The 14,333-nt window shown below is 62.1% G+C and carries 10 protein-coding genes; 3 read left to right on the top strand and 7 right to left on the bottom strand.

The annotated features are described in order from the left end of the window. The first annotated feature begins 3 nt into the window (after positions 1–3). The 3 genes from AB4037_RS30545 (at position 4) to AB4037_RS30535 (ending at position 5,618) form a co-directional block, all read left to right on the top strand. Entirely contained in the window at positions 4–3,174 is a 3,171-nt protein-coding gene (locus tag AB4037_RS30545; RefSeq protein ID WP_441774068.1) for an efflux RND transporter permease subunit, read from the top strand. A gap of 285 nt (positions 3,175–3,459) precedes the next feature. Continuing rightward, the gene (locus tag AB4037_RS30540; RefSeq protein WP_434961102.1) at positions 3,460–4,179 is read left to right on the top strand and encodes a response regulator; all 720 of its coding nucleotides are present in this window, start codon (positions 3,460–3,462) and stop codon (positions 4,177–4,179) included. Further along, complete coding sequence (locus AB4037_RS30535) at positions 4,176–5,618, top strand: ATP-binding protein (RefSeq protein ID WP_441774067.1); 1,443 nt, start codon at positions 4,176–4,178, stop codon at positions 5,616–5,618. The genes AB4037_RS30540 and AB4037_RS30535 overlap by 4 nt, the downstream gene beginning before the upstream one ends. 179 nt (positions 5,619–5,797) lie before the next feature. Here the strand turns inward: AB4037_RS30535 and AB4037_RS30530 are convergent, their stop codons facing one another. From AB4037_RS30530 to AB4037_RS30500, 7 genes are all read right to left on the bottom strand, one after another. Next, positions 5,798–6,238: a hypothetical protein gene (locus AB4037_RS30530; RefSeq protein WP_441774066.1), complete on the bottom strand. Its 441-nt coding sequence runs from the start codon at positions 6,236–6,238 to the stop codon at positions 5,798–5,800. Between the two features lie 662 nt (positions 6,239–6,900). Beyond that, complete coding sequence (locus tag AB4037_RS30525) at positions 6,901–7,866, bottom strand: ABC transporter substrate-binding protein (RefSeq protein WP_434961099.1); 966 nt, start codon at positions 7,864–7,866, stop codon at positions 6,901–6,903. A gap of 98 nt (positions 7,867–7,964) precedes the next feature. Next, a complete protein-coding gene (ectB, locus tag AB4037_RS30520; RefSeq protein ID WP_441774065.1) occupies positions 7,965–9,245 on the bottom strand; it encodes a diaminobutyrate--2-oxoglutarate transaminase in 1,281 nt (426 codons plus the stop codon). A 155-nt stretch (positions 9,246–9,400) separates the two neighbouring features. After that, positions 9,401–10,771, bottom strand: coding sequence for a SidA/IucD/PvdA family monooxygenase (locus tag AB4037_RS30515; RefSeq protein WP_441774064.1), 1,371 nt, complete (start codon positions 10,769–10,771; stop codon positions 9,401–9,403). A 204-nt stretch (positions 10,772–10,975) separates the two neighbouring features. Then, positions 10,976–12,298, bottom strand: coding sequence for a SidA/IucD/PvdA family monooxygenase (locus AB4037_RS30510; RefSeq protein WP_441774063.1), 1,323 nt, complete (start codon positions 12,296–12,298; stop codon positions 10,976–10,978). After that, positions 12,295–13,938: a class I tRNA ligase family protein gene (locus AB4037_RS30505; protein WP_441774062.1), complete on the bottom strand. Its 1,644-nt coding sequence runs from the start codon at positions 13,936–13,938 to the stop codon at positions 12,295–12,297. The genes AB4037_RS30510 and AB4037_RS30505 overlap by 4 nt, the downstream gene beginning before the upstream one ends. Positions 13,939–13,942: 4 nt before the next feature. Then, complete coding sequence (locus tag AB4037_RS30500; RefSeq protein WP_441774061.1) at positions 13,943–14,296, bottom strand: cupin domain-containing protein; 354 nt, start codon at positions 14,294–14,296, stop codon at positions 13,943–13,945. Positions 14,297–14,333 lie beyond the last annotated feature (37 nt).

Below are 14,333 nucleotides of genomic sequence, written 5' to 3'. Positions count from 1 at the left end.
CGGATGCGCATCGCCCATCTCTCGATCGATCGGCCGATCCTGGCGACGGTCATGTCCGTCCTCGTCGTGATCATCGGCGTGGCCGCCTATTTTACCCTCCCCTTGGCCCAATATCCGGAGATCGCCCCGCCGACGGTCGTAGTCCAGGCCCAATATCCCGGCGCTTCGGCCGAAACGGTGGGCGATACGGTCGCCGTGCCGCTCGAGCAAGAGATCAACGGTGTCGAGAACATGCTCTATATGTCCTCGCAGGCGACCGGTGACGGCCAGCTCACTCTCACCGTGACCTTCCAGCTTGGTACCGATCTCAACGAAGCCCAGGTGCTGGTGCAGAACCGCGTGGCCGTGGCGGAGCCTCGCCTGCCGGAGGAGGTCCGCCGCCTCGGCGTGACCGTGCGCAAGACCTCGCCGGATCTGCTGATGGTTGTGCAGCTCTTCTCCCCGGACGGCTCGCGCGATCCCTTGTATATGGCCAACTATGCCACGCTGCGTATCCGCGATGCATTGTTGCGCCTTGACGGCGTCGGCGATGTCCGCCTCGCCGCGTCCCGCGATTACGCCATGGTCGTGTGGCTCGATCCGGACAAGGTCTCGGCGCACAATCTTTCGGCAGGCGAGGTGGTAGCGGCCCTTCGGGCACAGAATGTCCAGGTCTCGGCAGGGGTGATGAACCTGTCACCGGTGCCGCGCCAGGGGGCTTTCGAACTGAATGTGGAAACGCTCGGGCGATTGACCGACAAGGAGCAATTCGAAAACGTCGTCGTGCGCACCGATGCCGAGGGACGCGTCATCCGCATACGGGATGTCGCCCGCGTCGAGCTGACGGCACAGAGTTTCCGCGGCACGGCCTATCTCAACGGCCAACCGGCCCAGCCGATCCAGATATTCCAGCAACCCGGATCCAACGCCATCGAGACGGCCGAGCGCGTGACGGCGACCATGAAGCGTCTCGGCGCGGAGATGCCCGGCGGCCTGAGCTACGCCATTCCCTTCAATCCCACCGAATTCGTCGCGGAGTCGGTTCGCGAAGTCTACAAGACGATTTTCGAGGCCATCGGCCTGGTCGTCCTGGTGGTGCTCCTCTTCCTGCAAACCTGGCGCGCCGCCATCATTCCCATCCTCGCGATCCCGATATCCCTGGTCGGCACCTTTGCTGTCATGGCGGCGCTGGGCTATTCCCTCAACAATATCTCCCTGCTGGGCCTGGTGCTCGCGATCGGCATCGTGGTCGATGACGCCATCGTCGTGGTCGAGAATGTCGAGCGCCATCTTGCCGCCGGGCATTCGGCGCGAGAGGCCGCCCACCGCTCCATGGACGAGATCGGTGGCGCGCTAATCGCCATCACGCTGGTCTTGTGTGCCGTCTTCGTGCCCGCCGCCATGATGTCGGGTATTTCGGGTCAATTCTTCCGGCAGTTCGCCGTCGTCGTGGCGGCGGCCACCGCCATTTCCGCCTTCGTTTCGCTGACGCTGAGCCCGGCCCTGTGCGCGCTCTTGCTGAAGCCGCATACGGCCGAAGACCAGACGCACCGCCGCTTCCTGCCGATGCGCCTGCTCCACGGCTTCTTCGGCCTGTTCAACCGCGGCTTCGATCGCCTCTCCATTGCCTATGGCAGCATGACCCGGCGGCTCCTGCGTGTCAGTGTTCTCGTCCTCGTCGCCTATGCCGGCCTCGTCGGTTTCTCCGGCTGGCAATTTGCGCGCGCCCCAACCGGCTTCATCCCGGTGATGGACCAGGGCTACATCATCAATGCGGTGCAACTGCCACCGGGTGCGGCCCTGAGCCGGACAGATGCGGTGATGAAGGAGGTCTCGCGCCGGCTCCTTGCCACGGAGGGCGTCGCAAATGTCGTGGCCATCGCCGGGCTGGACGGTGCCACCTTCACCAATGCATCCAGCAGCGGCATCGCCTTCACCATCCTGAAGCCCTATGCGGAGCGCGAGCGCCAGGGACTGACCACCGATCGGATCATCGGCTCGCTGCAAGCGCGCTTCGCCGATCTCTATGAAGCACGCATCATCCCGATCAAGCCTCCTTCCGTGCGTGGGATGGGCAATGCCGGCGGCTTCAAGCTGATGGTGCAGGATCGCAATGGCCAGTCGCCCCAGGCGCTGGAGGCAGCAGCGCAGCAGGTGCTGGCCGCCGCATCGCAGGCGCCCGGGATTGCCAACGCCTTCTCGCCGTTCAACACGGCTACCCCACGGGTCTATGCCGATGTCGATCGCATCAAGGCGCAGATGCTGGGGGTGTCCGCCGGAAGCATCTTCGAAGCGCTCGAGGTCTATCTGGGTTCGGCCTATGTCAACGATTTCAACATGCTCGGCCGAACCTTCCAGGTGCGGGCCCAGGCCGATGGGCGCTACCGCACGGATCTTACCTCGATCGGCAATTTCAAGATGCGCGGCGATGGCGGTGCCATGGTCCCGTTGAGCGCCGTTGCGACCTTCCAGGAGAAGTCTGGGCCCTATCGCATTCCGCGCTTCAACCAGTACCCGGCGGCGGAGATACAGGGCGCCGCGGCGGTGGGGACGTCGACCGGCACGGCGCTCGACCGAATGGAACAGATCGCGCGCGACAACCTGCCCGAAGGCTTCGGCTTTGAATGGACCGAGGTGGCTCTCCAGGAGCGGCTTGCCGGTAATACCGGCCTTCTGATCTTCGGTGCTTCCGTCGTCTTCGTTTTTCTGTTGCTGGCGGCCCAATATGAAAGCTGGACGCTACCGCTCGCCGTCTTGCTGATCGTGCCCGTGTGCCTGCTGTCGGCCGTGAGCGGCTTGCTGATCTTCGCGATGGACGTGAACATCCTGGCCCAGATCGGCTTTGTCATCCTGATCGGCCTGGCGGCCAAGAATGCCATCCTCATCGTCGAGTTCGCCCGCCAGGCCGAAGCGGAGGGGCTCGACCGTGTCGAGGCGGTGGTCCAGGGTGCCCGCATACGTCTGCGGCCGATCCTGATGACCTCGCTCGCCTTCATTCTCGGCGTGCTGCCGCTGTTCCTGGCGACGGGTGCCGGTGCCGAGATGCGGCAGTCACTGGGCACGGCCGTCTTCTTCGGCATGATCGGCGTGACCGCCTTCGGCCTTGTCTGCACGCCGGTCTTCTATGTGCTGTGCCGGATGCTCGAAGGAGGAAGCCGCCGAAAACCTGTCACGACCGCGATCGAGGTTTCCTAGCCGAGAAGTCGATGTCTCCTCGAGGGCGAGGAAATTCTCGCCATCGAGTCCGGGGGCCGCGCGAGCGGCGAGATCTGCAGAATTCTGGCAGGCGCAGGAAAAGTGTCACAAGCTATGGCGCGATATCGGCCGGATACAATTCGATACAGTTCAAGTCGATTTGCCATCGCGGCCGGTCTACCCAGCCCGCTACGACGCCATTACAATGGAGAGTGGAACAGGAAGCGATGGATGCGGTACGAAGAACCTGCCTTGTCCCGGTCGCCTTAGGTCGGAGTGTCATGCATGGAATCGGTGCCCCATATTGCGGTGGTCGACGATCATCGTGACATCCGTGACCTCGTCGGCAAATATCTCACACAGCATGGCTATCGCGTCAGCGTGGCCGAGAACGCGGCGGCGTTGCGGCGTCTGCTGGAACGCAATGCGCCCGATCTCATCATCCTCGACGTGATGATGCCGGGCGAGGACGGATTGAGCGTCTGCCGTCATCTGCGCAGCACCACGGTGGTGCCGATCATTTTCCTCACGGCCATGGTCGATGACACCGACAGGATCATCGGCCTCGAAATGGGGGCTGATGACTATCTCACCAAGCCGTTCAATCCGCGCGAATTGCTGGCGCGGATCAAGGCGGTGCTGCGCCGGGTCAACAGCCTGCCGCCCCAGCGCGGTGCGTTGAAGGCCAAGACCCTGCGTTTCGATCGCTGGCAGCTCAATGTCGGCCGGCGCGAGCTTGCTGGATCGGACGGTGTCGCCATCCCCCTGAGCACGGCCGAGTTCCGGCTGCTGACGGCCTTCCTCGACCATGCCGGCCTGGTGCTGAGCCGTGATCAATTGCTCGATCTCACGGTCGGCCGGGCGGCCGACACCTTCGACCGCAGCATCGACAACCAGGTCAGCCGGCTGCGCAAGAAGATCGAGTTCGATCCGAAAAATCCCATGCTCATCAAGACTCATTGGGGCGGCGGCTACAGTTTTACCGCGGAGGTCGAACAGGCATGATGACCTTGTGGCGGCGCAGCCTGGCTGCCCAGATCATCACATTCATGCTGCTGGCCCTGGCGGTCTCGCAGGGCATCGGCTTTCTCGTCTCTTGGGATGAGCGCGGCCAGGCCATGCGGGCGGCGGCCAAGGGGGAGTTCTTCAGCCGGGCGGCTTCGCTCGCTTTGTCGCTGAATGCGACGCCGGACGCGGTCCATGGCGACATTCTTGCCGTTAGCGGCACGATCTATTCGCGCTTCTGGTTGTCAGACCAGGAGCCTGTCGATGCGACGGCCTGGGCCAAGGACGCCTGGGTGCGCCTTCACCAGCCACTCCCTCCTGCCAAAATGCCCGTCCATCCCAAATCGAACCGCGGCCCGGTGATCGCGGCCGTGCCGGACACGCCAGCCGGTGCTGCTTTTGCCAGCGAACCGGCCCGCTGGATGGAGATCGCACCCCAGTCCTGGCTGCTGGCCCGCCCGGCGAAGTTTCAATATCTCGACACCGCGATCGGCATGGGGCTGGCCGTCGAGCTCGATCGGGGGATGTGGCTCAACGCCGCCTATGCCAAGAACTATCACAACACCTTCTGGACCTCGCAATCGGCTCTCTCCCTCGGCATCACCGCCCTGGTGCTGTCAGTCATCGCCATATTGGTGGCGCGGGGCATTGCCCGGCCGATGCGACGCCTAGCGAGCGCAGCGGAACTGCTGGGGCGAGGCGAGGCCGTGCCGCCTTTGCCGGAGTCGGGCCCCGACGACATCCGGCAGACTGCCGAGGCCTTCAACCGCATGCAGGCCCGGCTGCAGCGCTTCGTCGAAGACCGCACCCGCATGCTCGCGGCCATCGGGCACGATCTGCGCACGCCGCTGACCTCGTTGCGCCTTCGAGCCGAATTTGTTTCGGACCCGGAGATCCAGGAAAAGATGCTCAAGACCATTGCCGAGATCCAGACCATGACGGAATCGGCACTGGCTTTTGCGCGCGAGCAGGCAACCGCCGAGACCACCCGCACCGTCGATCTCTCCGCCTTGGTGGAAAGCCTGTGTGACGATCTGGTCGAGATCGGCCAGAACGTTGCCTTTCTCGACGGCCCGAAGATCAGCTATCGTTGTCGCCCCGACGCCTTGCGGCGTGCCATCCGCAATCTGGTCGAGAACGCCGTGCGCTATGGCGAGCGTGCTCGGGTAACACTGGCGCGCTCGGCGGAGAGCATCGACATCGTCGTCGAAGATGATGGGCCAGGCATCCCGGAGAATGCGGGCGAACAGGTGTTCGCTCCCTTCTTCCGCCTCGAGCATTCGCGCAATCGTGAAACGGGCGGGGTCGGCCTCGGCTTGTCGATTGCCCGGGCTATCGCCCGCCACCATGGCGGTGATATCCGGCTCTTCAACCAGACCAAGGGATTGCGGGCAGTGATCGGTCTGCCGCTCGTCACTGCCCGCCGGGCCCGAGCGTGACTGCGCGCAGGCGTCAATGCCGTCGCGCTACGGTGCGTCTTCCGGTCGATACTACCATCACCCTAGCATGGACCCATGTCGTGGCTTTCAGAGCATGGGACGGTATGCCAACCTCTTCAATCGGCACGATAAGCGTGCGCCGTAGCTGCTGTGGCGTCTGGTGATTTGAGGGGAGCGCTTCAAATCGCAAGGGCGCAGGGCAGCTTGGCCGATTTGATGGACGACAGGTATATTTGGCGCGGTGTTGTCGCCGTCGGCGATGAGCCGGTGATTGTAGCGACTGAAATAGGACCGGTCGGGTCTTTTGCATGCGGATCCGGCGAGACGAGCAGGTTCAAGACGATGATCATGGGAATCGAGGCGATGACCAGGATATCGAAAAGCGTGCCGCCGGCGCGGCGATAGGCGATGGCAGCAGGGCCATCCAGTTGCTCATAGGCCGGGTCGCCGACAAAAGGCACCTCATCGTCGACGATCTTTGATCGCGTGGAAAAATCTGCAAAGGATGTCACGGTCCAGCCTCCAGTTGCATGGCATGACCGTAAGCACCGTTTGTCGCGTGACTTCGCCGGCTGGCCGGAGATTTGTCGAAAAGCTTGCGCCGGCGCTCCCTGTGACATTTGGATACCGTTGGGACCGCCCCTACGGATACTCGATCGGGCAGGTGCCATTCGCGATGTCATCAACACTTCCAGTGTATGGCCGTCACGATCCCGTCGCTGCTAACGGCCCGGCATTGCCTGGCTCGGAGCTCGTCTCCGACGAGGCTCATTCTCCGAATGCCGCAAAAGCCAGGACACTTGCGCTCGCTCTGGTTTTAACAGGGCCCTGCGACACTTTCTTACAAAACAACCGGCTTCCCGACAAACTTGTGAGGCAGTTGCCAGCTATTATCACAACAATGGCGATAGGGAATGTGCAGTTCGTTCGGTGATGGTTGATTAAAGGATCGGGCCGACGATTTTCTACGATCTGTCGATAAGGATGACTACCATCGGTATTCCAGAGTTATCTTCCAATCTGCTCTTCACAGCCGCACAAAATATTTATGGCAAGAGCGATACCAAATTTGCGAGGCAAAAATGAGTGATCAGATACTCACCGTCATTCTCCCGGCTGCAAAATATATCTATCCTGTTTCTGTAATCTCTTTCCTCTCGATCCAGATTTTAATCACCTATCGCTATTATACGGATTGATTCAGGCATTATTTCCATCTTCTGGTAGATTTGAGCAGAAGAGGTTTCTCGGCCCGTATCGATGATACGGGCCGAGCGCGTTCCTAGGACGCGGTCCCTCGGAAATGGCGAATAGTTCCGTTGTCGACCACGAAGGATACGGCGCTCAGGTCGCGCAAATTGCCGTGTTCGTCGAACGTTATCGCGCCATAGGGCGTGTTCCAGCTGCAGGCTCGAATGGCCTCCCCAAGCTCGGCTCCGTTCAGCTCGGGAAAAAGAGCTGTTGCCTGCAGGGCGACCGTCAAGGCTATGACCGAAGTTGGGAGATATCCCTGGGCCGGCGCATCGTCACTCTCGCCCAGCAGGGCGGAGAGGATCTGGGTCGAGATGCGGCATCCCTCGGCCGCTCCGGATGCTCGTTGGACGAAACTGGGCGTATAGCAATCATCGCCAACGGATATCGTGCAACCGAGTTTCCGTTTTCTTGTTTCTCTCGCCACGTCGGCGCAGAATTCGTGAATTCCTGCAATATAGAGCGTAGAAACCCCTGAAGGTAACGCTGCAAGGCCGGCGTCGCCGGTGATTTCGATCAAAGCGGGCGCGTGACCTTTCGCTTCGAGCCGTTGCCGCAGTTCCGATGCTAGCGCCTGGCTATAGGTCTGGCGCTGAAAGCAGATTGCGGAGCTCTCCCCGGGGGGAGCGATCGCCACCATCGACTGCGCTGTCTGGCCGTCCGTGCCGAAAGCCCGCAATACCCCGGGCCAACCCTGGGGATTGAGGCGCGGGTGGCTGGTGGCCGGGGCAATGAAAGCCATGTTCCGTGCTGCGTAGACGGGAACGGCGGCGACGGCCGCGGCCGCGCTGAGATGGCCGACGACGATGGGAACGCCGCTATCGGCCATGCGTTGGGCGGCCCGCGCCGCCGCCTTTGGCTCGCGTTCGTCGTTCTCCCAGATGTAGGACGCCTCGACGCCGAGCCAGGCCTTGGCCACCACGAAGGCATCGAGCAGTTCTTGCGTGTGAGCACCGCCGTCATTGGCGGCCAGTCCGATGCGCAGATGCTTGTTCAAGAACAAAGTCCTCCGTGGCAGGAGATCGGGCGTCATGCGCCATCGAAGAGGCGGCGGCCGAGATGGGCATCCACGGTGCCGCCACCGTCGTCATCCGCTCACGCAGCACCCGCAAGCAGCTCGGTTCTGGGCTCGCTCAAGGCCGTGCAGCGCGCAATGATCTCGATCCCTTCTTCCAGGAGGGCTTCGGGCGTCGTCAGGGGCGGCAGCAATTTGAGCGTGTTGCCATGCGGCCCGCAGGTCTCGACGATGAGGCCTTGCTCGAAACAGGCCCTGGACACGGCGTCGGCGCGGCCTTCTGCGGAAAAGCGCAGGCCGAGCATCATGCCTCGGCCCATCACGGTCACGCCGCGATGGCGCGAGGCGATTTCATTGAGCCCCGAACGCACGATGACGGCATTGGCGCGGACCTCGTCGATGAAATCGTCGGTGAGCCAGTAATGACGGATGGCGGCTGCCGCGGTCACGAAGGACAGGTTCGAACCGCGGAAAGTGCCATTGTGTTCGCCGGGTGCCCATTGATCGTGCTCGCTGCGTATCAGCAGCAACGACATCGGCAATCCAAAACCGCTGATCGACTTGGAGACGCAGATGAGGTCCGGCTTGATGCCGCTGGCCTCGAAGGCGAAGAAGTCGCCGGTACGCCCGCAGCCGGTCTGGATTTCGTCGACGATCAGCAGCGATCCCAGCCGGCTGGCGAGGGCGGCCAATCGCTGCAGCCAGCTCGGCGAGGCGGATTCGAGACCTCCCTCGCCTTGGACCACCTCGACGACGAAGGCTGCCGGAGCCTCCCATCCCGAATTGGGATCATCGAGAAATTTCTCGAGGATGGCGATCGTATCGACCTTCTGGCCGAAATAGCCTTCGAACGGCGCCCTGAGGACATTGTTCAGGGGCTGGCCTGCGGCCCGGCGCTTGCCGTTCTCGGCACTGGCGGCCAGGGCACCCAGCGACACGCCGTGGAAGCCACGGGTGAAGGCGACGATCTGGGCCCGGCCGGTGACTTTGCGGGCGAGCTTGAAGGCGGCCTCGACGGCGTTGGTGCCGGTGGGACCGACGAATTGAACGCGATAGTCCGCCAGGTTTCGCGGCGTCAGGACATGATCGAAAAAGGCCTCCATGAACTCGGCCTTGGCGGTGGTGTAGAGGTCAAGCGATTGGCAGATACCATTCTCATTGAGATGGTTGATCAGGGCCTCGCGCAGATATGGATTGTTGTGTCCATAATTGAGCGAGCCGGCCCCCGCCAGGAAATCAAGATATCGTCGGCCCTGGGAGTCGAAGACATGGCTTCCTTCCGCCCGCTTGAAGAGCGCGGGGAAATGGCGGCAATAGGTGCGAACCTGCGACTCGTGTCGCTCGATGACTTCAATGGACATTTCAATCTCCCTGAAGAACAGTTTGTCGAGCGCGCTGGAACAAGCGCGTTCATGGCGGGATGCTTGTTTGCTCCAACGCCTAGTTTCCAAGCCAATCCGATGGATTGGCTAGAGCGCCCCTTGCGACTGGCGGCTGCCTCAAGCCGCAAGATGCCTTAGGCGGCACTCATCTGCTTTTTCTCCTCGCTGCGCTGATCGATCGGGTGCGGCAGGCTGGCCTGCAGGTGCGATCGAATGCCCTCGAAGATCCTGTCCGCCTTGTAGGCGATCAGGCTGAAGGACTGCGTATCGGCAATGCCATGCGTATGCTCGCAATGGCCGTTCATCCAGATGGGCACACTCACCCGGTCGGAGGTCTTGAGCCTGTAGTCGGGCGTGATGGCGAGCAGGCCGTCATATTCGCGCTCGACCTCGCTCTCGATGCCCGAAAGCAGGCGATCGGGCGCGGTATCGCGATATCCGGTGGCGAGGATGACGAAATCCGCCTCGATCGGGGCAGCATGGTCTTCCGTCATGATGTCGCGTAGTCGAAGGCTGATGCGCCCGCCGATTTCCTGGACGGTATCGATCTCGTGCCGGTCTATGATCGTGGCGTTCGACAGGCCCATCAGGCGCCGTTCGTAGAGGAAGTTCCATTCCTGCGCCGAGCATTCGGCGTCGACGCCCGAGAAATTGGTCGCCCAGGATTTTTCGAAGATCCGGCGCCGGGCGGCCGGCGTTGCCGCCGAAAAGCGAACGGCCTCAGGCGGCATGTAGATCTGGTTCGAGAACTGGGACATGTCATATTGCCGGAACGGCAGTCCCCGATGAAGCGACGTGACATGGATGCGGTCCGACTCATGTCGCGTCAACAGATCATGCATGATTTCCGCGGCGCTGAGGCCGGAGCCGACAATGGCGACGTGCAGGGGTTTGCCGGCCGAGGCATGAATGCGCTCGTCGAGTTCCTTGCGATAATAGAGATAGTTGCCGGCGTGACGGGCGAGATGGTGGGGAACCGCCTCGAACTGTTCGGGCAGGAAGGGTTCCATGCCGCAAGCCAGCATCACCTGGCGGGCGCGATAACGCCCCTTGCCGGAGGTGACTGTCAGGGTGCGTCGCTCGCCGTCCGAAGCGGGGCCGATCGATTCCACGGCTTCGCCATAGCGCACATACTGGCCGAGCTGGCCGGCGGCCCAGCCGACATAGTCGGACCATTCGATCCGGCTTACGGCTCCGCTCCAGGCGCCGTGCTCGAACAGCCTGCCCTGGGCCTTGAGATAGCGCGCGAAGGTGAAAGCGCTGCCAGGGTCCCTCGGCGTTGCCAGATCCCGATAATGGTTGTGGTTGATGTTGGTCCCCGGCAGGAGGAGGCCGCCCTGCCAGGCCGTGCTCGATTGCTTTTCCAGAAAGACGACCCTGTTGCGCATGTCGGGGGGCAACGAGCCGGCGCGGACATTGTCCTCGATGGCGGCGGCCACGGCAATCGCCGCTGGGCCGAAGCCGATGCAGACCAGTTCGTGAGTATTGTCGATGGAACCTGTCATCTTGGCATTCTCCATACTGGATACAGGTTGTGCGACATGGTTGGCGGATCGTGGTCCGAACCATCTCGAACAGGGGCAGGCTTGTCTCATTGGGAAGCCGCGCTAGAGAAAAATGACTTGTCTTCGAAACATCATTTTTCTCTAACTCTTTGTTTTAACGCGTTTTCTTAATTGGAACGTCTATCGACTTTCCTGAAAAACGCTCTAAGCACGCATGGCGGTCGCCAGCTTCGGAGGGGGGCGTATCGGCGCCCGTCTGTCGAGACGCTGGGCGGCGGATATTGCAATGTCCCGTGCCCGGATCGAAAGAAGCGAGAAGGAGCCCGCATCGCCGAAGCCGTGGGAACTCTCGCACAGGCCGTTGAGATAGACCGGCGGCGCATCCGACCCCACCAAGCTGTAGTCCCTCGCAACTGCGAGGCCCTGGACAGGGTGGAACTCATAGTCGCCGCAAAGGTCGCTCAGGAGAGGATGGATCAGCTCCCGCTGGCCGCCGCTTCCCAAGTCGAGGAACCCGGTGGCGAGGACCACTGCGTCCGCCGCCAGTTCACGCACTGCCTGCGCATAGCGATCCTGGATTGTGAGCCTGGTTTTGCTGCCATCCGAGATGCAACGCCGGATATCGGCGTTGTTGATGATGTTGAGATGGTTCGGCCTTCCCTCCAGATGCGATTCATAGCGCCGGAGATAGAGCTGATTGATCACATCGGCATCGGCAGCCGAGTAGTTGGTCGATCTCAGTTCCCGGGACAGCGCCATCCGCCCGTCCCAGGAGGCGGCATGGAAGTAATCCGTAAACTGCGGAAAGTAGATCTCGCCGGTGAAGGGGCTGGTATCCTTGAGCCTGTAGCCATAACCACGCATCAGGCCGTAGATCTCGGCTTGCGGAAAGCGGCCATCGAGATCGAGCATGATCTCGACGGCACTCTGGCTGGCGCCGACGACGACGATCTTCTCCGGCTGGGACAACTGCGTGATCCTGGGCAGATAGTCCGACAGGTGGAAGATCTTCTCGCCCAGGAGGCCGGCGAAAGCCTCCGGGATGTTGGCACTGCGCCCCGGTCCTACGACGACAGCGCGAGCCAGATAGCGGCTGCCGTCAACGCAATCGACCTGGAGCAGTCGGTCCGCACCGGAGCCGTGAACCACCTGTAGACTGCTCGCGGTCCGATCATAGGAAACCAGATGCGAGAAGTGCCCGGACACCCATTCGACATAATGCGCAAATTCACGGCGTAGCGGATAGGCGCTGCCGAGATTGAGATAGTCGAAGAAACGCCCCGACTGATGCAGGTAATTCACGAAGCCGTAGCGGCTCCTGGGATTGACGGGGGTGATCAGGTCTCGCAGCGGGTTATGCTGGATGTCGCTGCCGCGAAGCAGCATGGTGGGCTGCCAGGCAAATGCGGGCCGGGCCTCGATGAAGTGGAGGGACCCGGAAAAGCCGGCGTCGTCGAGGGCAACGGCGAGGGCGAGATTGGCCGGGCCGAAGCCAATGCCGATGATGTCGATGACGGGAGGCTTCACGATGCTCTCCTCAGGGCGGGTTCCCGGTCGAACCAGGCGGCAGCGAGCGCCTGGCCATAGGTCGCAGCCTCGATCTGACACTCCTGGCCAGCCAGGCTGGCTGGCCAGGCGTCGGTGGCACCTTTCGCGAAAGCCTGGCTGAGGCGATCGCTGAAGGCGGGCATCAAGGGGCGGGTTATGAGCGGCAGGACCAGTTGGAAAAGCGCCGCCAGGTAGCGAACTTCCTCGATCGCCTCGGCCCTGGCGAGGCGGGGCGAAAGGGCATGCCGGCTGCCGGCAGCAATGCGCACCAGCAGTTGGCTCAGATGCTCGGCAATACGCTGGGGGCTGAAGGTTTCGATTTCGTGGAAACGGGCGAAGCGAGCAAGCACGCCGCCAAGACGCCCCGCGGTCCGCTCGTCGATACGCCAGCGCTGGCCCGATAACCCGAGTGCCGCGGCCGCCTCGAGGATGCCGCTGGCCGCTTCCTTATAAGGCCGGGACAGGCGAACCTCGACCAGTTCGTCCATGGCGCCTTGCGTGAAGTTCATCTTCTGATATTCGGGATTTGCCAGGGCAAGATAGAACCGGACGGCGTTGACGTCCCGTTCGCGCAGAAGATCGCGTCCCCAGATCAGGTGTCCCTTCGATGTCGAGAACTTGAAGTTCTCGAGTTCGAAGAATTCATTGGTGAGAATGGTGTCGACGATCCTGCAATCACCATGGGCCCAGGCCAGGGCCGGATGCACGAAGGTGAAGAAGAAGCTGTTGTCATAGCCGAGGAACTCGACGAGCTCGGCCTGCCGGCCAAGGCTCCAAAGGCCGGTCCTTCCACCGTCGCCGGTCGACTTTTCGCCGTCCGCGATCCGCGTGGAATTGATCAGGCCTGGCAGCATTTCCGCCCAGACATTCAGGACCTGGCCTTCGAGGCCGGCGAAGGGGGCGGGGATGCCCCAGTCGGACGGATAGGTGAGAGGGTAGTCCGGTAGCGGCTTGGACAGCATCTCGAAGGCAAATTCGACGACATGGGGTCGCCAGATGCCGCGCTTGCTTTCGTAGAAGGCCGTGAACTGGCTGCGGAAACGTTCGAGCTCCAGGACGGCGATCTCGACCTCGCGATAGTCGATGTCGCCGGCCGAGCGGCTGGAGGAAACCAGTTCGAGAGTGCGCGTATCGTTGGGATGGCCGCAAGCCTCGCAGATAGCACCCGCTGTCGGCGACCAGCAGACCGGACAATGGCCGGAAACAAAGGATTCGAACAGATAGCGATCCTCTGACACCGAATAGGGGAAACGCCATGGTTTGCGCACGGCGTGACCATTGGCCTCCACCTTTGCGAGGAAGGATTGGACGAAGGCAACGTGGTCATCGTCCACCATGTTGAACGCATCCATGCGGATGTCGGCGGCTTCCAGCGTCTGGCGCATTTCGCCATGGCAGGTGGTGGCCATGCGATCGGGATTCTTGCCCAGGCGTTCGGCCGTGGTCACGACATAGCTCTGGTTGCGATCGGCCGAGCAGACATAGCGGACTTGATTGCCGCGCATACGCTGATAGCGCGAGAAGATGTCGGCGCCGAGATAGGGCCCCGAAAGATGCCCGACGTGAAAGTCACCGTTCGGTGTGGGGGGCGTGGCCGTTACGATAAAGGTGCGGGACATCGGGTCAGGCTCCCTTCGCATCTGCTTCCGGAGCGCCCCACCAGACGCAGAGAAATGCAAGCTCCTCGTCCCGGGAGGTATTGTCGACGAAGTGCCGTGAGAAGCGGGGCAGATAGACGACGTCACCGCTGGCTACAGGGCTGGTTTCGCCGTCCACCGTTATCGTGCCGCTTCCCGAAATGAAGATGAATGTTTCTTCTTCATCGTGATCATGTGGAATCGATTGCTGACCCGGCATGACCTTCATGACGGCTCCACCCCAGGGCGGCACCGTCACGCCCTTCCAGGGATAGAGCCGGCGAAAGGCGCCGCCATATTCGTCAGTCCAACCGTCAGCTCGTTCCGTCCTGATATGCATGGTGCCCACCTCTGTTTGGGACGGTGGCTGGCGCCAC

The sequence above is a fragment of the Labrys sp. KB_33_2 genome (genome assembly GCF_052114505.1).
In the GTDB taxonomy this organism is placed as follows: Bacteria; Pseudomonadota; Alphaproteobacteria; order Rhizobiales; family Labraceae; genus Labrys.
This window is presented reverse-complemented; position numbering and strand designations above follow the sequence as displayed.